The 21,499-nt window shown below is 71.7% G+C and carries 24 protein-coding genes; 13 read left to right on the forward strand and 11 right to left on the reverse strand.

The genetic code is table 11. The annotated features are described in order from the left end of the window. Positions 1 to 16 precede the first annotated feature (16 nt). From meaB to ACSTA4_RS01705, 3 genes are all read left to right on the forward strand, one after another. A complete protein-coding gene (meaB, locus tag ACSTA4_RS01695; protein ID WP_444962198.1) occupies positions 17 to 1,177 on the forward strand; it encodes a methylmalonyl Co-A mutase-associated GTPase MeaB in 1,161 nt (386 codons plus the stop codon). A gap of 420 nt (positions 1,178 to 1,597) precedes the next feature. Then, positions 1,598 to 1,969, forward strand: coding sequence for an STAS domain-containing protein (locus ACSTA4_RS01700; protein WP_061079278.1), 372 nt, complete (start codon positions 1,598 to 1,600; stop codon positions 1,967 to 1,969). 38 nt (positions 1,970 to 2,007) lie between these two features. Next, entirely contained in the window at positions 2,008 to 2,643 is a 636-nt protein-coding gene (locus ACSTA4_RS01705) for a class I SAM-dependent methyltransferase (protein WP_444964073.1), read from the forward strand. Positions 2,644 to 2,746: 103 nt separating this feature from the next. Here the strand turns inward: ACSTA4_RS01705 and ACSTA4_RS01710 are convergent, their stop codons facing one another. Continuing rightward, positions 2,747 to 3,436, reverse strand: a complete 690-nt coding sequence (locus ACSTA4_RS01710) for a hypothetical protein (RefSeq protein ID WP_444962199.1) — start codon at positions 3,434 to 3,436, stop codon at positions 2,747 to 2,749. A gap of 16 nt (positions 3,437 to 3,452) precedes the next feature. Further along, positions 3,453 to 3,848 carry a hypothetical protein gene (locus ACSTA4_RS01715; RefSeq protein ID WP_416027598.1) on the reverse strand — a complete coding sequence of 132 codons (396 nt, stop codon included), beginning with the start codon at positions 3,846 to 3,848 and terminating at the stop codon, positions 3,453 to 3,455. Positions 3,849 to 4,113: 265 nt separating this feature from the next. Here ACSTA4_RS01715 and ACSTA4_RS01720 point away from each other — a divergent pair, with 265 nt between their 5' ends. Further along, entirely contained in the window at positions 4,114 to 6,594 is a 2,481-nt protein-coding gene (locus tag ACSTA4_RS01720) for a PEP/pyruvate-binding domain-containing protein (RefSeq protein ID WP_444962200.1), read from the forward strand. Here the strand turns inward: ACSTA4_RS01720 and ACSTA4_RS01725 are convergent. The 3 genes from ACSTA4_RS01725 to ACSTA4_RS01735 all read right to left on the reverse strand — a co-directional run bounded on the left by ACSTA4_RS01725 (position 6,591) and on the right by ACSTA4_RS01735 (position 8,845). After that, complete coding sequence (locus tag ACSTA4_RS01725; protein WP_444962201.1) at positions 6,591 to 7,175, reverse strand: hypothetical protein; 585 nt, start codon at positions 7,173 to 7,175, stop codon at positions 6,591 to 6,593. The genes ACSTA4_RS01720 and ACSTA4_RS01725 overlap by 4 nt on opposite strands. Further along, positions 7,172 to 7,540 carry an MFS transporter gene (locus tag ACSTA4_RS01730; RefSeq protein ID WP_248773173.1) on the reverse strand — a complete coding sequence of 123 codons (369 nt, stop codon included), beginning with the start codon at positions 7,538 to 7,540 and terminating at the stop codon, positions 7,172 to 7,174. Before ACSTA4_RS01730 ends, ACSTA4_RS01725 begins: the two co-directional genes overlap by 4 nt. A gap of 279 nt (positions 7,541 to 7,819) precedes the next feature. Next, positions 7,820 to 8,845 (reverse strand): DUF3592 domain-containing protein, encoded by a 1,026-nt coding sequence (locus tag ACSTA4_RS01735; protein ID WP_248773174.1) that lies wholly within the window; start codon positions 8,843 to 8,845, stop codon positions 7,820 to 7,822. 392 nt (positions 8,846 to 9,237) lie between these two features. On the opposite strand from ACSTA4_RS01735, the gene ACSTA4_RS01740 reads away from it, so the two are divergent. From ACSTA4_RS01740 to ACSTA4_RS01760, 5 genes are all read left to right on the forward strand, one after another. After that, positions 9,238 to 10,185 carry a siderophore ABC transporter substrate-binding protein gene (locus tag ACSTA4_RS01740; RefSeq protein WP_248773175.1) on the forward strand — a complete coding sequence of 316 codons (948 nt, stop codon included), beginning with the start codon at positions 9,238 to 9,240 and terminating at the stop codon, positions 10,183 to 10,185. A 4-nt stretch (positions 10,186 to 10,189) separates the two neighbouring features. Beyond that, a complete protein-coding gene (locus tag ACSTA4_RS01745) occupies positions 10,190 to 11,215 on the forward strand; it encodes an ABC transporter permease (RefSeq protein WP_444962202.1) in 1,026 nt (341 codons plus the stop codon). Next, positions 11,202 to 12,206: an iron chelate uptake ABC transporter family permease subunit gene (locus ACSTA4_RS01750; RefSeq protein WP_444962203.1), complete on the forward strand. Its 1,005-nt coding sequence runs from the start codon at positions 11,202 to 11,204 to the stop codon at positions 12,204 to 12,206. Before ACSTA4_RS01745 ends, ACSTA4_RS01750 begins: the two co-directional genes overlap by 14 nt. After that, complete coding sequence (locus ACSTA4_RS01755) at positions 12,203 to 12,961, forward strand: ABC transporter ATP-binding protein (RefSeq protein WP_416027610.1); 759 nt, start codon at positions 12,203 to 12,205, stop codon at positions 12,959 to 12,961. The genes ACSTA4_RS01750 and ACSTA4_RS01755 overlap by 4 nt, the downstream gene beginning before the upstream one ends. Before the next feature lie 84 nt (positions 12,962 to 13,045). Then, positions 13,046 to 13,663 carry a DUF1707 SHOCT-like domain-containing protein gene (locus ACSTA4_RS01760; protein ID WP_444962204.1) on the forward strand — a complete coding sequence of 206 codons (618 nt, stop codon included), beginning with the start codon at positions 13,046 to 13,048 and terminating at the stop codon, positions 13,661 to 13,663. Positions 13,664 to 13,809: 146 nt separating this feature from the next. Here the strand turns inward: ACSTA4_RS01760 and ACSTA4_RS01765 are convergent, their stop codons facing one another. The 5 genes from ACSTA4_RS01765 to ACSTA4_RS01785 form a co-directional block, all read right to left on the reverse strand. Beyond that, on the reverse strand, positions 13,810 to 14,277 hold the full coding sequence (locus ACSTA4_RS01765; protein ID WP_444962205.1) for an NUDIX domain-containing protein: 468 nt from the start codon (positions 14,275 to 14,277) through the stop codon (positions 13,810 to 13,812). 6 nt (positions 14,278 to 14,283) lie between these two features. Continuing rightward, complete coding sequence (locus ACSTA4_RS01770; RefSeq protein ID WP_444962206.1) at positions 14,284 to 14,991, reverse strand: DUF5753 domain-containing protein; 708 nt, start codon at positions 14,989 to 14,991, stop codon at positions 14,284 to 14,286. Positions 14,992 to 15,136: 145 nt separating this feature from the next. After that, positions 15,137 to 15,664 (reverse strand): DUF6879 family protein, encoded by a 528-nt coding sequence (locus ACSTA4_RS01775; RefSeq protein ID WP_444962207.1) that lies wholly within the window; start codon positions 15,662 to 15,664, stop codon positions 15,137 to 15,139. 323 nt (positions 15,665 to 15,987) lie between these two features. Beyond that, positions 15,988 to 16,644 carry a hypothetical protein gene (locus ACSTA4_RS01780; protein WP_444962208.1) on the reverse strand — a complete coding sequence of 219 codons (657 nt, stop codon included), beginning with the start codon at positions 16,642 to 16,644 and terminating at the stop codon, positions 15,988 to 15,990. Beyond that, entirely contained in the window at positions 16,641 to 17,189 is a 549-nt protein-coding gene (locus ACSTA4_RS01785; protein WP_444962209.1) for an ATP-binding protein, read from the reverse strand. The genes ACSTA4_RS01780 and ACSTA4_RS01785 overlap by 4 nt, the downstream gene beginning before the upstream one ends. Positions 17,190 to 17,578: 389 nt before the next feature. Between ACSTA4_RS01785 and ACSTA4_RS01790 the strand changes: the two genes are divergently transcribed. From ACSTA4_RS01790 to ACSTA4_RS01805, 4 genes are all read left to right on the forward strand, one after another. Then, the gene (locus ACSTA4_RS01790) at positions 17,579 to 18,421 is read left to right on the forward strand and encodes a helix-turn-helix domain-containing protein (RefSeq protein WP_444962210.1); all 843 of its coding nucleotides are present in this window, start codon (positions 17,579 to 17,581) and stop codon (positions 18,419 to 18,421) included. After that, entirely contained in the window at positions 18,421 to 18,633 is a 213-nt protein-coding gene (locus tag ACSTA4_RS01795) for a DUF397 domain-containing protein (protein ID WP_444962211.1), read from the forward strand. The genes ACSTA4_RS01790 and ACSTA4_RS01795 overlap by 1 nt, the downstream gene beginning before the upstream one ends. Before the next feature lie 100 nt (positions 18,634 to 18,733). Further along, a complete protein-coding gene (locus tag ACSTA4_RS01800) occupies positions 18,734 to 19,405 on the forward strand; it encodes a hypothetical protein (RefSeq protein WP_444962212.1) in 672 nt (223 codons plus the stop codon). A gap of 133 nt (positions 19,406 to 19,538) precedes the next feature. After that, on the forward strand, positions 19,539 to 20,522 hold the full coding sequence (locus ACSTA4_RS01805) for a LacI family DNA-binding transcriptional regulator (RefSeq protein ID WP_444962213.1): 984 nt from the start codon (positions 19,539 to 19,541) through the stop codon (positions 20,520 to 20,522). 381 nt (positions 20,523 to 20,903) lie between these two features. Here ACSTA4_RS01805 and ACSTA4_RS01810 read toward each other — a convergent pair whose 3' ends face one another. Beyond that, positions 20,904 to 21,470, reverse strand: coding sequence for a hemerythrin domain-containing protein (locus tag ACSTA4_RS01810; protein WP_444962214.1), 567 nt, complete (start codon positions 21,468 to 21,470; stop codon positions 20,904 to 20,906). Between the last annotated feature and the right edge of the window lie 29 nt (positions 21,471 to 21,499).

Here is a 21,499-nt window from a genome sequence, read left to right on the forward strand (position 1 = left end):
GAAGAGGGAGGCAGGCGTGGCGGAGCAGGGTTCCGTGCCGGGCGCGCGGCGTTCGGGGCGGCGCCGTCAGGTGGACGTGGACGCCCTAGCCGAGGGGGTCCTGGCCGGGCACCGGCCCACCCTCGCGCGGGCGATCACCCTCGTGGAGTCCCGCCGCCCGGACCACGCGCGCGCCGCGCAGGAGCTGCTCGTGCGGCTGCTGCCGCACACCGGCGGGGCCCGGAGGGTGGGTATCACCGGGGTCCCCGGCGTCGGCAAGTCCACGTTCGTCGACGCGCTGGGCACCCGGCTGACCAAGGCCGGGCACCGGGTGGCGGTGCTGGCCGTGGACCCCTCCTCCACGCGCACCGGCGGCAGCATCCTGGGCGACAAGACCCGGATGGAGCGCCTGGCGGTGGACCCCAACGCGTTCATCCGGCCCTCGCCCACGGCGGGGACCCTGGGCGGCGTCGCCCGCGCCACGCGGGAGACCATGCTGCTCATGGAGGCGGCCGGGTTCGACGTGGTCCTGGTGGAGACGGTGGGCGTCGGCCAGTCCGAGGTCGCGGTCGCCGCCATGGTGGACTGCTTCTGCTTCCTCACGCTGGCCCGCACGGGGGACCAGCTCCAGGGCATCAAGAAGGGCGTGCTGGAGCTGGTGGACGTGGTCGCGGTCAACAAGGCCGACGGGCCGCACGCCGACGACGCCCGAAGGGCGGCCCGCGAGCTGTCGCGGGCGCTGCGGCTGCTCCAGCCGGTGCACCCCGACTGGCGTCCGCCGGTGCTCACGTGCAGCGGCCTGACCGGCGACGGGCTCGACGAGGTGTGGGACGCCGTGACCCGGCACCGCGCGGTGCTGGAACGTGACGGCGCGCTGGCCGAGCGCCGCAGCCGCCAGGGGGTCAACTGGATGTGGGACCAGGTCCGCGACCAGCTCATGGACGCGTTCCTGCGCGATCCACGGGTGGCCCCGCTCCTGCCGGGGACGGAGGAGCGGGTGCGGTCGGGGGAGACCACGGCGACCCTCGCCGCGCGCACGCTGCTGGACTCCTTTACCCGGGACCGCGGGTCCCGTCCGGAGGGTGAACCCGGAGGCGGCGCGGTGCGGGGAGCGGACCCGACAGGCGAACCCGGAGGCGGCGCTGTCCCGGAGCACGGCGCGGAGCCTTCCCCGGACCCGGGTCCGTCCGGCGGGTGAACGCGGGGGCGGCGCGGGGCCGGGGCGCGGCCCGCCTCCCCCCGGCCGGGGGGAGGGTTCGGTCCGTCGGGTGAACGCCCGGTGACGGCGCCGCCGCCGTGCAGCGTTGCCCGGGTGTCCAGGGCGCATCCCATGTCATGAAATGTCCCTGTGACAACGGTAGATAACGGGCGCTCACCGCCGAGTTCGTGCCCAGGAGGCGAAAATTTCTTCCGGTATGCCATTCCCGAACGGGCGGTTCGCTTATACCGTGTGTGTCCAACGACTTACCAGGCTCGCGGACGTACCATACGCTCCCCCCTGACGTCGGACCGGCTCTGTGGGAGTGGCGCCGGTCCGGGTGGGCGTGGTCCGCCGGTCTGCGTATGGTTAAGCGAAGGGACCCCTCACCATCTCAACGTGGGGCCGGGAGGAGTGAACGTGCACAGGCTTGGGCTGAGCACGCGGGTGGAGAGCCGCAGCGTCATCGTCGCGATCGAGGGAGAACTCGACATCGCGACCGCCGCCGACCTCCAGGAGCACATCCAGTCCGCCGTCGAGGACCACGGTCCTTGGCTGATCCTGGACCTGTCCGGTCTGGACTTCATGGACTCCAGCGGTCTGAACGTCATCATCAACGCCTACAGGACCGTCCGCGAACTGGGCGGCTCGCTGGCGCTGGCCGCTCTGAACGAACGCGTCACCAAGGTCGTCCGCCTGGTCGGCCTGCACCGCCAGGTCCCGGTCCACCAGACCGTGGCCACCGCCGTCGCCGCCATGGAGGCACTGGAGGCCAAGCGCCAGGCCGGATAGCCTCCGGGCGCATGAGTCCAGTCCTTCCCCCGAGTCCCGTGGACATCTCCTGGGACCACAACAGCCACTACCACGAACACCTCCTCCGCCACGTGCCCCCGCACTGCACCCGAGCGCTCGACGTCGGGTGCGGCGGCGGTAGGTTCGCCAGGGTCCTGGCCTCCCGCGGGATCGCCGTCGACGCGATCGACCCCGAACCGCGGATGATCTCCTCGGCCCGTGAACGCACGCCCGTCCGGCTGCCGGTCGACTACCGCGTGGCCGCGCTGGAGGAGACGGAGCCGCGTCCCGGGGGGTACGGGTTCGTCAGCTCGATCGCCAGCATCCACCACATGCCGTTCGGGCCCTCGCTCGAACGGATGGCCGCCGCCCTCGCCCCCGGCGGCACGCTGGCCGTCCTCGGCCTGTACGCCGAGAGGGACGCCGCCGACGTCGCGACCGGTCTGGCCGCGCTGGGCCCGCAGTGGGCGGTCGGGCTCGGCCTGCGGCTGGGCCGCGCGCTCACCGGCACGCCGAACCTGCACAAGGTGGGACCCACCGCCGAGATGCCGGTGCGCGATCCGGCGATGGGCCTGCGCGAGATCGCGGAGGAGGCCGGTGAGGTGCTGCCCGGCGCACGTCTGCGGCGGCTGCTGTTCTGGCGCTACTCGCTGGTCTACACGCGACCGGCCTGACCCCCTTCGAGGTCGGGCCGGTCGCTTCGTGTCGGTCGCGTGTGCCGGTCGTGCCGGGCCGGTCGTGCTGGCCGTGACGCTGTGCGGGCCGGTCCGCCGGAGATCAGTCCCCGCCACCACCGCCACCGCCGTCACCACCGCCGCCGTCACCGGAGGAGGAACCTCCCCCGCCGTCGGAGTAGGGGCCCGATCCACCGCCGAAGCCTCCGCTGTTGCCCGGACTCCAGCCGGTGCCGCCCCCCGGTTCACCGGGCGGGGGCTGGTGGCCCTCCGGGCCCGGGTGTCCGGCGGGCCCCGGGGGTCCGGCGGCCCCGCCGCCGGGGTGGCCGTACCCGTGCCCGGGGCGGTCGTGCTCGGGCGGCGCCGGGTGGGCCTGCCCGTACCCGTACGGCTGGCCGGGCGCGGGCGGTGCGAACGCGTGACCGGCCGCGTGGCCCGCGGCGGCCGGACCGGCGGCGCGGGCGGCGGACTTCGACCGGACCAGGGCCACGGCGAGCACGACCAGCGCTCCGGTGACCGTGAGCCCGTACAGGAGTTCCACGATGACGTTCGTCAGCCCGGTGGCCGTCATGACCGCTTCGAAGGACAGGTCCATGGCCCCGAAGGCGAAGCTGACCACCGAGCTCGCGACCTGCACGAGCACGGCGGCGATGAGCAGGGCCCCCACGGTCCGGACGGCGCCAGGGAAGGGCGATCCCTTCGCGCGGACGAAGGCGGTGATCCCCACCGCGAGGAGGAGGAGCGTGCCGAGGAGGTAGAGGAGCGGACCCAGGGTCGGAGGGAGGGAGGTCATCGGAGGGCTCCTCGTGTCAGCGGGTCGGGAAGGGCCGCGGACCGGGGTGGTGGCCGGGCGGCGGTGGCGGAGCGGTCGTCCGGGCCGTGAGGCGCTTCGCCGCGGCCAGCACCAGAGCGAGCAGGCCGCCGACGAAGAGCAGCGTGAACACCAGGTGCAGGGCCGGGAGCACCGTGGTGTGCACCGTGATGTCCACGCCCGCGTACATGGGGGTGAAGGTCCAGAGCTGGACCGCCAGGTCGCCGAGGGCGCCGAGGACGATCAGGGCGCCGCCCGTCGCCACGAGGCCCCTGCGGTCGGAGGCCACCACGCCGCTGAGGGCCAGCACGATGACGCCGAACAGCAGGTAGAGGACCTCGAACAGCAGGGAGATGACGGAGGAGACGGTGTAGAGGGGGGAGATCAGGTGCATCCGGGGCCTTTCCTGGGGGTCACACGCGGATCCAGGCTCTCACGCCGGGCTGCTCGCCTGGTCAGCGCCGGGGCGAGGGCCGCCGACGCCTGCGCGGGGGCGGGGCGGCGGGCCCGTCCGCGGCGGCGGCCGGGCGTCGCCGCGTACGTGGGGTGGGACGGCCGACCCGCCGCGGGAGTTTTCCACAGATCCCTTTCGGCTGTGGCGGTCCCCGCCTCCGGCGAGGAGCATGGGAAGCGGTGGTACAGCAACCGGAGGTGGCGTCGTGCTCGTGGTGGAACTGGATCGGATCGACGGGGTGGAGACCGACCTGGTCGGCGGCAAGGCCGCCGGGCTGGCCGGGGCGATCGCGGCCGGAGAACGCGTGCCCCCGGGTTTTTGCGTCACCACCGAGGCCCACCGCTCCGGGAGGCTGCCGGAGGAGGAGGTGATCGCCGCCTACGAGGCCCTCGGCGGCGGCCGGGTGGCGGTACGGTCCAGCGCGACCGCGGAGGACCTGCCGGACGCCTCCTTCGCCGGGCAGCAGGACACCTACCTCGACGTCGAGGGCGCCGACGACCTCCTCACGGCCGTCCGCCGGTGCTGGGACTCGCTGTGGACCGACCGCGCCGTCGCCTACCGGCGCGACCGGGGAATCGACGACGACGGGGTGCACATGGCCGTCGTCGTGCAGCGCATGGTCGATCCCCGGGCCGCGGGGGTGCTGTTCACCGCCAACCCGGTCACCGGCACACGGGGCGAGACCGTCCTGGACGCCGTTCCCGGCCTCGGGACCGCGGTGGTCGACGGCACGGTCCGGCCCGACCACTACGTCGTGGCCGCGGACGGCGGGACCGAGGGACCGGACGGCGGATGCCTGTCCCCGGCGGAGGTGACGGCGCTGCACGCCGCCGGGCAGCGGCTCCAGCGTCACTTCGGCTCACCGCAGGACGTCGAATGGGCCCTGGACCGCGACGGAACCCCCTGGATCCTCCAGTCCCGCGCGGTCACCACCCTCTTCCCGCTGCCCGACCACCACGACGACGGGCCCCGCGCCTACTTCGAGGTCGGCAACATGCAGGGCATGCTCCGCCCGTTCACCCCGATGGGCCTGTCCGTGCTGGGAATCGTCGCCTCCGCGTGGCTCGGCTCCCGGGGTACCGGCCCCGGCGGCGGGGACGCGGCGGTGGTCGACGTGGGTGGCAGGTTCTACCTGGACCTCACCCCCTACCTGCGCAACCGTTGGATCCGCGGCGCGCTGCCGGGCAGCATGGTCGTCTACGGCCCCCGGGCCGCGGCCGCCGTCCGCTCCCTCCTGGACGACCCGCGGTTCGCCGCGCGCCCGGGTGGCCGCATCAGCCTGGGCAGGGTGGTCGGGGCCGTCGTGCGGGCGCTGCCGCTCACCGGCAGGGTCCTCGCGGACACCGCGGCCGCGCTCGTCGACCCCGACGACGCCAGGCGGCGCTTCCTGCGGGCCGGTGCGGTGCTCCGGCAGCGGGCCGCCCGTGCCCCGGAGCACGCGCTCACGCCCGCGCGACGGCTCCGGCACGCGACGGACCTCCAGAACCAGGCGCTGACGGAGGGGATGGTCCCGATGATGGGGCCCCTGTGCGTCGCCGTCCTCTCCGCCAAGGCGCCCGAACTGCTGCTCAGGGGGATCGCCGAACCGGGCGAGGTGGCCGCCGTCCTCGGCGGGATGCCGCACAACGTCACCACGGAGATGGACCTCGCGCTGTGGCGGCTGGCGGTCGGGGCACGCGGGCACGGCGAACTGCTCCGGGGCACCCCGCCCGAGGAACTGGCGGACAGGTACCGGGCCGGGACGCTCCCCGACATCGGCCTCGACGGCTTCCTGGAGCGGTACGGGCACCGCGGCGCCGCCGAGGTCGACGTGGGTGTGCCCCGGTGGTCGGAGGACCCCGCACCCCTGTTCACGGCGATCGCCAACTACCTGCGGGTCAGCGATCCGGAGCAGGAACCCGACCGGAGGTTCGCCCGGGCCGCCGCCGAGGCCGAACGCACACGGGACGCGCTGGTCCGCAGGGCGCTCGCCTCCCGGCCGGTCCGCGCGCGTCTGGCGTCGTTCTCCTTCGACCGTGCGCGCGCCCTGGCCGGGATGCGGGAGTACCCCAAGTTCTCCTGGTTGTTCGCCATCGCCGAGACGCGTCGGCAGCTCCTCCTCGTCGGCGCGGAGATGGTCGGGACGGGACGGCTGGACGAGCCCGGCGACATCATGTTCCTCCGCGTTCCGGAGGCGCGCGCCCTGGTGGAGGGCGCGGACCAGCGCGCACTCGTCGCCGAGCGCCGCACCGAGTACCTGCGTGAGCGCAAGCGCCGCAGGGTGCCCCCGGTCCTGCTGTCCGACGGCACCGACGTGGAGGCCGCGCTGCCCGCCCTGCCCTCCGGGCGGGACGGGGAACTCCTCGGCGTGCCCGCCTCCTCGGGGACCGTGACCGGAACGGCGAGGGTGATCCACGACCCGGCGGGGGCCACGCTCGAACCGGGGGAGGTCCTGGTGGCCCAGAGCACAGATCCCGGATGGACACCCCTGTTCATGACCGCCGGCGGGCTGGTGGTGGAGACGGGGTCCACCATCGCGCACGGGCCGACGGTCGCCAGGGAGTACGGCATCCCCGCCGTGATCTGTGTTCCCCGGGCGACCGAGGTGATCCGGGACGGGCAGCGGATCACCGTCGACGGCAGCACGGGCACGGTCCGCGTCGAGGGCGGGGAGGGACCGGAGGAGCCCAGACCGGTGGAGGGCTAGAAGCCGCCCCCGCCACCGCCTCCGTCGGCCCCGCCGCCGTAACCGCCTCCGCTGCCGTCATTGTGGCCGCCTCCGCTGTCGAAGGCGTCGCCACGATGGCCGGGATCGCCCGTAGCCGCGTGGGCGTTCGAAGCGTGCGCGGAGGACCGGCCACCGCCGTACGGGGCGCCGCCCGGTCGTCCGCCCCGTGGTCCCGGCCTCTGCTCCGGCCGTCGCGGCACGGTTCCCCGGGGCGCGTGCCGCCGTCCCCGGGAGCTGATCACCGCGCACAGCAGCAGGACGAGCGCCACCGCGAGCAGCACGTGGACCCCGATGTCGAGGGCGAACAGCACCGGGAACGGGACCGGCACCTCACCGTTCCCTACCAGGGCCGGAAGGAAGAGGAACCGGAACCAGAGTTCCCGGGCCCCCTGGACGATGCTGAGGAGCACGAGCAGGCCGCCTCCGGTGCGTACGAAGCCGCGCCCGCCGGGAGCCCTCCCGGCGAGGGCCAGCGCCAGGACCCCCGCCAGCAGCGGGGGGAGCACCACGGTCAGCAGGTTCAGGAGGAACTGCACCAGGTCGGGTCCCTGCTCGGTCATCGCCGGGCCTCCTCGTGCGGTCCGCCGTAGGGGGAGGACGGCGGAGGGGGAGGCCCGGCCCGCGACGTCCTCCGGGTGGCGGCCAGGACCAGCAGGAGCATGCCCGCACCGAGGAGGGCCGCGGACAGGTGGTGCGACACGCCAGTGATCAGCGCGGTGGTCTCGGAGTCCGCCACCTGTTCGCGCACCCATCCGGAGAGGAGCTGGTCGAGCAGGGACAGGGCGGAGGAGGTCAGCAGCGCCGCCGCGCCCAGCCCGGCGAGTGCGCGGCGCTCCGGCGCGGCGGCGAAGCAGCAGACCAGTGCGAAGAGGCCCACCAGCAGAAGGAGGAGAGGTCCGATCAGGTAGGGCAGGTGGAGGTTCACTGCGGTCCTCTTCGCTGGGGGAGTCGACGGGGCCGTGGCGCGGAGCTCGTGTGTGCCGCGAGGAGAACCTACCCGCCCGAGAGGCGTCCGAGGCGGCCACGGCCGCTTGTGGCCAGACCCGCGGAACCCGCACCCGCCCCGCACCCGCCCCGTCCCGGCCGCGCCCCGGTCCCGCCCCGCCCCGGCCGCGCTCCGAGACGCGCACCCAGCCTCCCCGGCGCACCCAGCCTCCCCGGCGCACACATCCGTCCGGACCGCCCGGCTACGCGGACCGCCCGGCTACGCGGACCGGTCCGCTATCCGCACGAGGTGCGGCTCGGCCGCGCTCGTCTCCAGAAGGACCGTGTCGCCGACCGCGAGGCCCCTCTGCTCCGAGCAGCCGAGTTCGAGGGTGCGTTCGTGGGGGAGGTCCTCCACCCGGTAGGAGACCCTCACATCGAACCAGCAGCCTCGTCCGGTGCTTCTGTCCATCGCCTCGACGGTCCCCCGTACCTCCGGACCCGATGCCATGGCCGTCCCGCTCCTCACATGGTCCACGAACAGATACCCCGGTACCGCCAGGATCAGCAGGCATCCAAGAACCAGGGTCGCGTTGACCGCTCCTCTCATCCGCTTCGAGGAGGGCGAGTGAGGGGACACGGGCGCGCGGTTGAGGGCCGCGTGGCGGACGGCCGCCCGCCACATCATCGGTACCGAGGTCAACAGCACGGCCGTCCCCACCGCGAACCAGGTCAGGGAGGGGTCCAGGAGCACCATCTCCTCGGGTGTGGCACCCAGATACGGCCAGGTGCAGACCAGGGCGCCGAGCACCAGGCACAGCACGGCCGGAAGCACCCATCGAGCGATCGGCAGGGGCGGTGCCTGACGACGCAGGCGTGCCCGGAGGGACGCGGAGGTCCCACCTCCGTGCCAGCTCCTAACCAGCCATGCGGATGTCAGCGCCACCACCACGAGTGCGGTGAGCAGCGCCGGTCCCCACGAGGCGGCATGGTCCGCCAGCGCGGCTTCTTCCGGAGAGCCGGGCAGGTAGCGGACCTCCACGTCCCGGGGGTCGTGGTGGAGGTCGTATGTTCCGGTGGCTACGGTCTCCACCCGTTCTCCAGCGGCGGTGAAGACGACCCGTGCCTCACCCTCCGCCACACCGGTGACACGGGCCTCGGCGGTCCTACCGCCCAGGGCGAAGGCCGCGTCCCGGACCAGCGGCCGGACCAGCGCGTCGAGGGCCGCTCCGCTGACCGTTCCGATCAGCGCCAGCGCCGCGACGCCTGAGGCCACCGCCCCCGCCAGGGTGAGGCCGAACCTCATGCCGTCCCCGGGGCGAAGGAGCAGGCCGCGTCTCCGGGGAGACGCTGCGGCCTCGGTGGCTCGACGGCCTCTCCGGTGGCGCCGCTCGTGCCCGCGGGTCACCGCTTCCCTCCGTGGGGAGCCCAGGTGAGCGTGCGGCGACGGTCGCAGAGGGGCATGGGTTCTCCTGCTGGGGAAGGGGTTCCTGCGCCGGACAAGGACGGCTGCCCAGCCTAGGGCCGATGGATCTCGGTCACGGAGGGTGGGAGGGGGGAATCCCTGTGTGGCACGGCACAGGCGTTATGTCCGCAGGTCGGTTATTTGTCTACTTTGGCAGGATGTAACCTTAGCCTTGCCTTACTAAGCCAAGCCTTGCCGAACTTTCGGCGGGGCTTCCCCTGTCTGGAGCCGTCGTGACCCCACGTGCCACAGCCCTGTTCTCCCTCGTCCCGGCCTCGGCCCTGCTCCTGGCCGGATGCTCGACCGAGACGGAGGCGGACACCACGGAGACGGCCGAAACGGTCGTCGTCGCGGCCGAGAACGGCGAGATCGAGATCCCCCGCAACCCCGCGACCGTCGTCGTCTTCGACAACGCCCAGCTCGACATCCTCGACGCCCTCGGCGTGGACGTGGCGGGCATCCCCTCCTCCGAGGTCGTCCCCGACCTCTTCGCCGACTACGCCGAGAACGAGGACGTGGCCGACGTCGGCTCCCTGTTCGAGCCGGACTTCGAGGCCGTCGCCGCGCTCGACCCCGACGTGATCATCAGCGGCGGCCGCAGCGCCGCCGTCACCGGCGAACTGGCCGAGATCGCCCCCACCATCGACATGTCCCTCGACTCCGCCGACGCCCTCGGCAGCATCTCCGAGCGCACCACCGCCTACGGCGAGCTCTTCGACAGGGCGGAGGAGGCCGAGGCCCTCGTCACCGAACTGGAGAACCGCGCCGAGGAGGTCGGCGCCAAGGTCGCCGAGGCGGGCGACGGCCTCGTCCTCATGTCCAACGCCGGTGAGGTCAGCGCCTACGGCCCCGGCTCCCGCTTCGGCTTCTTCTACGACGCCCTGGGCCTGGAGCCCTCCATCGAGATCGACAACGACGGGTCCCGCCACGGACAGGTCCTGTCCTTCGAGGCCCTGGCCGAGGCCGACCCCGACTGGCTCTACGTGATCGACCGCGACAACGCCATCGGCGAGGAGGGCGCCTCCCCCGCCGAGCAGGTGCTCGACAACGACCTCGTCGACCGCACCACCGCCGCGCGGGAGGACCAGATCCTCTACCTGGACTCCGCCGAGATGTACCTGGTCGGCGGCATCCAGGCGCACCTCAACGCGATCGACGACGTCGACGCCGCCCTCTCCTGAACCGGTGACGTCCACGACCGCCGCCAAGCCCGGGGAGCTGAGCGCCAGCCCCTCCCCGGGCGGGCGCGCCCCACGCCTCGTCCTCGTCCTGGCCGCCCTCGCGGTCCTGGCGCTGTCCGTGGCCAGCCTGTTCGTCGGGGCCAGCGACATCACCCCGGCGCGGCTGCTGAGCGACCCCGAGTCCTGGGAGCTGTTCCTGGTCAGCCGGGTTCCGCGCACCCTCGCCCTGCTGCTGGCCGGTGCCGCGGTGAGCGTCGCGGGCCTGATCATGCAACTGCTCACCCAGAACCGCTTCGTGGAGCCCTCCACGGCGGGAACGGTGCAGTCGGCCGCCCTCGGCATCCTGCTGGTCACCCTCTTCTTCCCCGGCGCGCCGCTGCCGGTGAAGATGACCGCGGCCTGCGTCACCGCGCTCCTGGGCACCGCCCTGTTCCTCGGCGTGCTCCAGCGCGTCGCCCTGAAGTCCTCGCTGGTCGTACCGCTGGTCGGCATCATGCTCGGCGCGGTGATCAGCTCGGTCACCACCTTCGTCGCCCTGCGCCACGACCTCCTCCAGACCCTCTCCGTCTGGCAGTCCGGCGACTTCTCCGGGATCATGCGGGGCCGCTACGAGCAGCTATGGCTGGTCGGCCTCCTCGCCCTGGCCGCCTACCTCGTCGCCGACCGCCTCACCGTCGCCGGGCTCGGCCGCGACATCGCGGTCAGCGTCGGGCTCGACCACCGCACCGTCACGGCCCTGGGCGTCGGGATCGTCGCCGTCGTCAGCGGCGTGGTGGTGTCCGTCGTCGGCAGCCTGCCCTTCCTCGGCCTCATCGTGCCCAACCTGGTCAGCATGGCGGTCGGCGACCACGTGCGCCGGGGGATCCCCTGGGTCTGCCTGCTCGGCGGCGGGGTCCTCGTGCTCTGCGACATCCTCTCCCGGGTCGTCCGCGCGCCTTTCGAGATCCCCGTCGGCAGCGTCCTGGGCGTCGTGGGCGCGGTCGTGTTCCTGTCCATGCTGCTGCGGAGGAGTTCCCATGCCGGTCGCTGAGCGCGGTGCGGCCCCCGCCCGCGCCGCCGCCCCCGCCCGCCGGGTTCCGGCCGGAGCGCGGATCGTGCTGCTGGCCGTGGTCGCCGCGGCCCTCACCGCCGCGTACCTGACCTACGGGGTGACCGGCAACGTCGCCTACGTGGTCGAACGCCGCTCGACCGTGGTGCTCACCATGTTCGTCGTGGCCTTCGCGGGCGCGGTCTCCACGGTCCTGTTCCACACCGTCACGGACAACCGCATCCTCACCCCCTCCATCATGGGCATGGAGTCGCTGTTCGTCCTGGTGCAGACCTGCCTGGTCTTCGCGTTCGGCGTCGCGGGCCTGAGCGCGCTGCCGCCGGTGGCGGCGTTCCTGGCGCAGACCGCCCTGATGGTGCTCTTCGCGCTGCTGCTGTTCAAGCGCCTGTTCACCGGCGGGATCGGCAGCCTCCACCTGACGCTGCTGGTCGGCATCGTGCTGGGCGTGCTGTTCACCAGCCTCTCCCAGCTCATGCAGCGGCTGCTCGACCCCAACGAGTTCACCGCCCTCCAGACCCGCCTGTTCGCCCGGCTGACCCGGGCCGACCCCGACCTGCTGCCGTGGGCGGCGGCCGTCGCCGTGCTCGCGGGCCTGTACGTGTGGCGTCGGAACCGGACGCTGGACGTGCTCGCGCTCGGCCGGGACACCGCCGTGAACCTGGGCGTGGACCACACCCGCGAGGCCGTCCGGATCCTCATGACCGTCGCCCTGCTCACCGCGGTCTCCACCGCGCTGGTCGGACCGATGACCTTCTTCGGGTTCATGGCCGCCACCCTCGCCTACCAGGTCGCCGGGCGCCACGAGCACCGGTACGTCGTCCCGGTGGCCTTCCTCGTGGGACTGTGCGCCCTCGTGGGCGGACAGTTCGTCCTCGAACACCTCCTCGGGCACGCGGGCACGCTCAGCGTCGTCATCGAGTTCACCGGCGGCGCCCTGTTCCTGTACCTGCTGATGCGAAAGGCCGCGCGTTGATCGAACTGACCGACCTCACCAAGACCTACGGGTCCCAGACCGTCCTCGACGACGTGTCGCTGCGGATCGAACGGGGCGGCGTCACCTCGATCATCGGGCCCAACGGCGCGGGCAAGTCCACGATGCTCACCATCATCGGCCGCCTGCTCCGCGCGGACGGGGGCCGGGTGACCGTCGACGGGATGGACGTGGCCACCACCCCCGGCCGCGACCTGGCCAGGAGGCTGTCCATCCTGCGCCAGGAGAACCGCTTCACCGCCCGGCTGACCGTGCGCGACCTGGTCGGCTTCGGCCGCTACCCGCACTCGCGGGGGCGGCTGACCGCCGAGTGCCGCGAGCAGATCGAGGCGGCCCTGGGCTTCCTCGACCTGGTGCCGCTCGCCGACCGGTTCCTGGACGAGCTGTCCGGCGGCCAGCGCCAGCGCGCCTACGTGGCGATGGTGCTGTGCCAGGACACCGACTACGTGCTGCTGGACGAACCGCTGAACAACCTCGACATGAAGCACGCCGTGTCGATGATGGGCCAGATCCGGCGGGCCGCCGACGCGCTCGGCCGCACCGTCGTGATCGTCATCCACGACATCAACTTCGCCTCCGCCTACTCCGACCGCATCGTGGCGATGCGCGACGGCCGCGTCGTCCACACGGGAACGCCCGAGGAGATCATGACGCCCGAGGTGCTGCGGGACGTGTTCGACCTGGACGTGCGGGTCGAGGAGGTCGCGGGCTCCCGGATCGGGGTGTACTACCGCTAGCCGCGGGGACACCGGCGCCCGCGGCTACGACGGGTTCGGTATTCGAGATGTACAGTCCGGTTCGCCCGCTCTTATCCTTGTGCCATGAACGCCCAGCCTCCGAAGCCCCCCGCGCGCACCGTTCCCCCCGCGGACCTGCGAGCCTCCCACGCCGACCGGGACGCGGTGGTGGAGCAACTGCGCGACGCGGCGGCCGAGGGACGCATCGACCTCGACGAGCTGGACACGCGCCTGGAACAGGCGCTGAGCTCCAGGACCCACGCCGAGCTGGCCGTCCTGACCGCCGACCTGCCCAAGCCGCAGCTTCCCGAAAGCCAGCCGCCGCTCGTGATCAAGGGAGGCCTGCACGGCGCGTCCCGCGGCCCCGGGCGCTGGGAGGTGCCCAGTCACGTGATCGCCCACGGGGGCATAGCGGGGGTGAAGATCGACTTCAGCCGGGTCGAGTGCCGCTTCACGGAGGTCGTGGTGGAGGCGTACGGGGAGGCGGCCGGTGTCACGATCGTCATCCCCGACGGCTGGGCGGCGGACACCAGCGGCGTGGACCCCGGCATCGGCGGCCTGAAGGACAAGACGACCCCCGACCGGCTCGCGGGGACCCCGCTGATCCGGCTCACCGGGACCGGCGGCATGGCGGGAGTGGTCATCCGCCACCCCAACCGCTGGGAACGGCGCAAGCTGAACAGCAACCCGAAGCAGGACTAGCCGCCCCGCTCGGGGCTGCCGACATCAGTCCCGGGGAAACGTGGTGCCTCTGCCCAAGGCCTCCTCGTGGTCGGGGCCGTCAGCGCACAGCTACCCCTCAGGCGGCGCCATGGTGACGGCCGCACCGGCCCCCGGGCCCGGTGCGGTCAACCCGCGTACGGTCCTCCCCGTCCCAGCGCGTGCCCCACCCGGAGCCGCTGGGTGTGGTGCATCTCCAGCCCTGCCGCCTCCTCAGCGGTGAACCAGCGCACCTCGTGCGACTCGTCGCTGACCGCGAGTTCTCCCCCGACGACACGGGCGCGGAAGCACACGTTGAACTGGCGGCGCACCTCTCCGTCGCTGTAGGCGATGACGTGGCGGGCGTCGGTGTAGGTGCCGACCAGCCCGGTCACCTCGATCTCGTACCCGGTCTCCTCGCGCACCTCGCGCACGGCGGCCTCGGGCAGGCTCTCGGCCATCTCCATCGCCCCGCCCGGCATCGCCCACAGCCCGTTGTCCACCCGCCGTTGCAACAGCAGACGGCCCTGCTCGTCCAGGACGGCAGCGCTGGCAGCGACCACCAGGCTGTTGGGAACGGGAGCCGCAGGGTCGTCGTAGTACTCGGTACGGGCCATGACGTCTCATCGCATGTCAGGGCGCTCATACCCGGTGAGCGCGCTACGGGCGCGCTCCACCAGTTCGAGGGCCGCGCGGCCCCTCACAGCGGAACGCGAGAGGGCCGAGAAGACGCGCCGGTAGGGCTCGACCGCGTCGTCGTCGGTCAGGCACAGTTCGGCCCCGATGGTTTCCACGATCACGCGGTTGTCGTCGTAGAGCCAGAATCCGTGCATGGGTGAAGCCATCAGCTGTGTCGCCAAGGGGATGATCCCGATGCCCTCGGGGCCACGGCGAACACACTCTGCCAGGTGGTCGAGTTGTTCGACCTGCACCTTCGGAGACGCCTGCCGTGTGCGCAGAATCGGTTCCCACAGCAGGATCTGCAACTGCTTGTCACGTGCATTCAGGATGGCGCGGCGTTCCATCCGTTTGCGCACGCCTTCTTCCACGTCGGTCGGAGTTCCGTGCAGTTCCACCGCTCTTGAGATCATGGCACGGGCGTAGCCGGGCGTCTGTAGAAGCCCGGGGACGCACACCGACTCGAAGACGTGCAACTTACGCGTGCGGCTCTCCAAGTCGACGGCGTTCTGCTGCCGCGCCTCGTTTCCCGCTGAAAGCCTGCGGCGCCAACTCGTGTAGTGGGTCTCCAGTGTGCCCAGTTGCGCGACGAGCCCCTCGGCGGCGTCGTCGCGCCCACACAGCCGCGCCCAGCGGCGCAGGTCCTCAGTCATAGCGGTCTGGTTGCCGCGTTCGAGGCGGGACACCTTGGAAGGGTGCCAACCGGCTCGAAAGCCAGTTCACGGCCAGACAGCCCGGCCTCGTCCCGGAGTTCGCGCAGGCGGACACCGAGGGAGATCCGGGCTGTCTGGTAGTCGGTCATGCAGCGCGAGACGCCATGTACTCGGTGAAGGTGAGCGCGTGGTGCCAGGCTGCGTCCCGTGCCTGGAGGGCGGTCAGTACCTGCTCCGGGGCTTCGGTCAGACTCGCTCCGAGGAAACGGTCGTCCTCGAATTCCAGTCGGGCTACCGTACGGCTGTCGAACACCCAGAAGTCGTGGTCGGGCAGCTCTGCCACGATCGGGTGGGTGCGTGGCAGGTAACGGATGTCCTCACCGACGCCGAGGTTGTAGGGAGTGCCCCACAGCTCCCAACGCAGGTAGTCGGAAGGCGGGTCGTCGATGAGCCGGACCCGCTCCATGCGCTTACCGGTGGCTAGCTCGGCGCGCATCATCTTCAACCAGGGCTTGAACCACTCGATATCGGAGTCGTCCCCTGCCAGCCACCGCTGGAACGGTAGATCCTCGTTCGCCTTGCCGTAGTGCGTACGCGTCTCCAGGCGCCATGCGGTGTATCGGTAACGGCGGAAGAGGTCGGTGAAGCCCTCTCCGCTGACGATCTCGGACATCTCATTCCTTGGGGGCGAAGCGGGTGAGCAGGGCACGGGGGACCACGACAAACTCCTCGTCAGCAAGGACGTCGCTCAGCTTGCGCAGGGCTTCGGGGTTGGTCAGTTTGTCGCCTTGCATCACGATGACGCCAGTACCCGTTTCATACAACGTGGGGCAGGCGCCGTCCTAGGACGTGGCGCCGAGTTTGCGGAGCTTTATGGTCCTCCTCGGTTCAGAGAGTGCGCTACGAGTATCCCTGGCCAAGGGCGGCCGGGGCAGCCGTTGGCGGATCCGGTGGAAGCAATCTCGCGCAATCCCAGTTCCCGGCTGAAGCTCTCGGCTACAGCAGGACCGTGGCCAGGTGCTGGGCCAGGGCTCCCGCGCTGGTCGCGAGGGTGTAGGCGGCCAGCAGACGGGCCGGGCCGGTGCGGGTCCAGCCGAAGCGTCGGGGTCTGCGGTGGCTGTGCGGGCGCTGGGGTCGGCGGCGCGGCAGCGGCGGGCGTTCCGGGCGTTCCGGGTGTTCCGGGTGTTCCGGGTGTTGCGGACGGGGTGGGAGCGGGTCGTCGTCGGTGGCGGGTCGTGGGGGCGGAACCGCTGGTGCCTGCGGGCGCTTCGGTGGCGGTGAGGGTTTGCGCGGGCCTTCGGGGGCCTCGGTGCCCCGAGTGCCCGGTGTGCCCCGAGAGTCCTGAGCACCCCGGGGTTTCTGGGAGCCGTGTGCGGCCAACCGGGCGGCTTGGACGTGCATCCAGGTGGGCAGCTCGCCGTGGAGTTGGCGGTAGGCCACGCGGGGGTTCCCCGCCATCTGCGCCAGGAGCCGCTGTTCCCGGGTGGGTTCGTTGGGATCGCTGGTGTTCCTGAAGCGGTTGAGGCTGTCGGGACGACCGGAAGGGCCAGTGTTGCTGGCGGTACCCGGGCGGACGAAGCGCTGTCCCCGGGGCGCGTCCAGGACCCGGCGGATGCGGTCGGTGTTGGGTCCGCTGACGGTGGGGGCGCTCACCTGTCGGCCCCGGCGCTGGCGGTACTGGCGGGAGCGGTGGGGGTGAGGGTGAACTCGGCCCACACAACCGTGCCCAACCCCGCGCAGAACGGGAAGTCCACCACGGCACGGGTGCCCCACCTGGTGGCCAGGGAGTTGATGAGCAGCAGGCCCCGGCCGCGTTCGGCCTCCTCCCACTCGGGCGCGGTGCGCTGGTGCGGGATGTGCGGGAGGGAAGGGTTCTCGGTCCGAACGCCGTCGTCGGTGATGCCCAGGTGCAGGGTGGTGGCGGTGGGCATGGACAGGGTTCGGATGACCCGGCCGTTCTCCTGGCCGGAACGGGAGTGGTCGGCGGCGTTGGCGAACATCTCGCTGGCGCAGAGCACGATCGTGTCGGCCAGGTCGGGGCACAGCCCTTCCAGGCGGAACAGGTCGGAGCGCAGGTCCTCACGCACCCAGGCGGCCTGGGCGAGGAGACCGGGGTAGATCCGGGAGGGCCAGCGCCGCCCGGCGGAGGGTGGGGCGGGCGTGTGGATGGCTGCGCGGGGACGCGGCACAATGGTCATGTCGGCACGCTCCTTCAGGCATGAATCGGGTTGTCGATGTGGGCTCTGGAGGCGCTGCTATCGCCCCCAGAGCCCGTTTTCGTGTCAGCCGCCCCTTGGCGGACGGCCGCCCCGGCGGTGAGTGTCATCCCGCCGTGGATCGGCCAGATCCCAGGCTCTTCTCCCGCGCCGCCTCGTGCCACGCAAGGCGTCTGCCGAGGTAGGCGTCCCTTTTCCAAGAGCCGCGCCGGAATCTCGCTTCGTCCTCTAAGCTAGAGACCAGCCTTAGAACTTACAAGGCCTGTATAAAAACTGGCCTGCATTGTTGGCACATGTCCTTTTTGGTGCAGTGAGATGATCGGGCTGTCCCCGCCATCCGCTGTGACGACGACGGAACGAAGGAGGCCTTCGTGGCCCAGGGCTCCCCCGTGCGCAGGCACTACCTGGTGAGTCAGCTCAAGCGACTCAGGACCCAGGCCAAGCTGTCCCAGGAGCAGGTCGCCAACGAGTTGGGGTGGGACACCAGCAAGCTCTACAGAATCGAGAACGGGCGGTTCGTCCGGCTGACGACGGAGGCCGTCGCCGCGCTCTGCCGCCTGTACGGCTCAACGGATGCGCTGCGCGAGGAACTGGTGGAGATCGCCAAGGCGGCCCGCAAGCAGAAGCCCTGGTGGTTTCAGCACGAGGACGTGGCGGGCAACGCCTTCTACAGCCTGGAGAACGAGGCCACCAAGATCCAGCAGTACGCGATGGGCATCGTTCCGGGTCTCCTCCAGCATCCGGACTACATCGAAGCCCTGATGGCTCGAGGATTCGTGACAGACCCGAAGGAGCGTCAGAAGCGCGTCGCCGCCCGGATCGAGCGCTGCACCAGCATCCTGGACCGCGACGTCCCTCCCCGGATTTGGGCGGTCATCGATGAATCGGCGCTGCGCTGCCTCGTCGGTGGACCTGAGGTCATGCGGACCCAGTTCCAGCACCTGATGGAGCTGGACAAGCGCCCGAATATCGACATTCAGGTCCTGCTACTGTCCAAGGGCATGGCGCAGTCCTGTGGCTACACTCTCCTGCATCTCGGTGAAACCGACCGGGTGGGCTACCTTGACGTCCCTCCGAGCGGGCACTTCTTCGAGGGTGGCGACGAACTCGCGAACCACGAGCACGGGTTCGAGTACATGCAGGCCGCCGCCCTGCCGTTGGACGACACGCAAGACTTCATTCGCGACCTAGCGGACAACCTGGAGAAGCCCTGATGACTGAGCACGAAGCCGCCGAGGCGACGTTGGTGCCTGCCTCCCTCTGGCACACCTCCAGTTACAGCGTTGAACGAGGTGAATGCGTGGAGGTCGCGGAGGGCCCGGTCACCGGGGTCCGGGACACCAAGCACCGCGAGCTGGGCGCGCTCTTCTTCGGCGGTGGCGAGTGGCAGGCCTTCCTGGGTGCCGCGAAGGACGTCCGCAGCTAGAGCCCTATGGCCCCAGGGGCTGCTCCGGGGCCCGGCCCGCCGTGTGCCCTTCGGGTCGTTGGTCCCATGTGCGCCGCGCGCCCCGGGGTAGTTCGCCGGTATGAACAGGAACCGCGACATCCCCCGTACCCCCGGGCGGTTCGGCACCCTCATGGGCCGTTGGACCATCTACGCCCAGAACAACCCGCGTCAGTACGGCCTCCGCACCGCCCTGCTGGTCGCCGTCCTCTCCGTCCCCTTCATAGCCCTGCTGTTCGTTCCTCTGATGATCGGGACCGATTTCGCCCCCGCCATCGTCGCCGTCACGGGAGGAACCCTGGCCGTGGCGGTGGTCGTCTCCGCGGCCGTCGGTTTCGGCACCGCGTGGATGATGCGCCGCATGGTCAAGGACAGGCCACTGCCCCTGGACGCCGACCCGGCCAAGACCTGGGCCGCGCACTGGCAGATCATGCGGGGCACCCTCCACCCGGACCCCGAGACCAACCGGCTCGGGCGCATCCTCGCTGACCAGAGCGACACGTCCCGCTCCCCGAAGTTCATGCTGCTGTTCGGCTGCGTCCTCGTCGTACCCAACGTCGCCAACGCCCTGCTCCAGTACGCCAACGGAACCCCGTTCGCCTCGGTCAACCTCTTCCTGGCGGGACTGCTGGTGGTCATGATCGCGACCTTCGTCCCGCTCACGATGCGCCGCCAGCGCAGGGTCCGCCAGTTCCGTGAGACCTACGACCGCGCCGCCGCGGGCTCCTCCGGTACGCTCGGAACCGAGGACTGACCACGGCGCCCCTTCCCTCACCCCCCACGCTCCGTGACCACGCCTCGCCCGGCGGCGCCCATCGGCGCCACATCCGGGGAACACGGTGCGTAACAGCGCATCGAATCGGTTCGAAAACGGACGGGACGGCACGGTGCGGATCTCCGATGTGGCCCGGCACGCTGGCGTGTCGCCGAGCACGGTCTCCTACGTCCTCAGCGGCAAGCGGTCGATCTCCGAGACCACCCGGCGGCGTGTGAAGGAGAGCATCGACGCACTCGGGTACCAGCCGCACGCGGGCGCCCGCTCCCTGGCCAGCCGCCGAAGCAACGTGATCGCCCTGGTCATCCCGCTCCGCGGCGACGTGCACGTCCCCGTCGCGATGCGCTTCGCCGTCTCCGTGGTCACCGCCGCCCGCGCGCACGACCACGACGTCCTCCTGCTCACCCAGGGCGAGGGCCCCGACGGCCTGCGCCGGGTCTCGGGCAGCGCCATGGTGGACGGCGTCATCGTCATGGACGTGGAGGCCGACGACGCCCGCGTCCCCGTCCTGCGCGAGTTGGACCTGCCCTCGGTCCTCATCGGCGTCCCCGAGGACACCGAGGGCCTGACCTGCGTGGATCTCGACTTCGCCGCCGCCGGGGCCGCTTGCGTGCACCACCTCGCCGACCTCGGCCACACCGACCTCGCCTTCGTCGGGCAGCCCCCCTCGGTGTACGAACGGCGCACCGGGTTCGCCGAGCGCACCACCACCGGCTTCGAGCGCGCCGCCGCCGAGCGCGGCGTGCGCGCCACCCTGCACCCGTGCTCCCCCGACACCGCGCACGGCCTCGCGGAGGACCTGCTCCGCGAGCGGCACGGCCTCACCGGTCTCATCGTGCACAACGAACCCTCGGTCGGCCCGCTGCTCGAATCCTTCGCCGAGCACGGCCGCACCCCACCCGAGCTGTCCGTGGTCGCGATCGGCCCGGTCCCGCCCGGCGCCCCGCCGCTGACCTCGGTGGACCTGCCCGCCGAGGAGGTCGGCGCCCGCGCGGTCGGCCTGCTCATGGACAAGATCGACGGCCCCGGAAACCCCGGGGTGACCCTGCTCGAACCCCGGCTCACCTCCCGGGAGAGCACCGCCCCGCGCGCCTAACCGCCCCTGCGCGCCTCACTGTCCCGCGCTCGTGACCGCCGCCCCGCGCGTCTGACCATCCCGGCCAGCCTGACCGCGCTCCGCGCCCGACCGGGGGATGTGGCGGGGGACACCGGAAAAAGTGTCCCCGGGTCGCGGAATACCCACCCCCACCCTCCCGTTGTACGGGGTGCCGGAAGGTGCGGTAGAAAGTGTCCCCCGGGCTCCACTCAAAGCCTTCACGGAATACCGCGCCCGCAAGGGCGGCAGGAGCCGTGTTGTGCACCGCGCCGTGAGGCGACCGCCGCACCGTTCCGGTGTACGTGACGGCCCCGTCGGGCAACTGCCCGGCGGGGCCGTTTCACGTCCTGTGCCCGCGAGGGGGGCGCCTCCGAGGGGAGCTCAGCCGCGCCGGGCCTTCTGCACGGCCTCGGCCAGCTCAGCCTTGTTCATCTTGGAGCGGTTCTCGATGTCCAGCTCCTTGGCCTCCTCGTAGAGGTCGCGCTGCCTGGGAACCCTGCCCTTGACGTCGAAGCGCTCCAGCTCCCGGGCGCGCCGCTCCCAGAACGCCCTGCCCAGCTCCTGGGCCCGCTTCTGGCTCACGGCCTCCCTGAGGCCGGGCAGGACGTCGCTCTCCTCCTCCTCGACGTGGTGCTTGACCGCGTCGACGAACTCCTTGCAGCGCTTGTCGAACTCCTTGCTCTTCGGGTCGCACTCCTTCAGCTTCTGGAGCAGCTCCTCGGCCTCCTGGTGCTCCTCCGTGCCGTGGCGGACCTCCGGTCCCTCGCCAGCGGCCTTGGCGGCGGCCGGGTACACCTCGTCCTCCTCGGCGCGGCTGTGCGCGGTGAGGATCGCCTCGATCTCCTCCAGCAGGCGCGGCCGCTGGTCGGGCTCGGACTGGAGCCGGTCGAACAGCTCCTCCATGGTCCGGTGGTCCTTCAGGATCAGGGTGACGGCGTCCTCGGCCATGTTCGCCTCCGCTTCGGTGGGGTGCTTCC

The sequence above is a fragment of the Nocardiopsis sp. M1B1 genome, assembly GCF_052466615.1.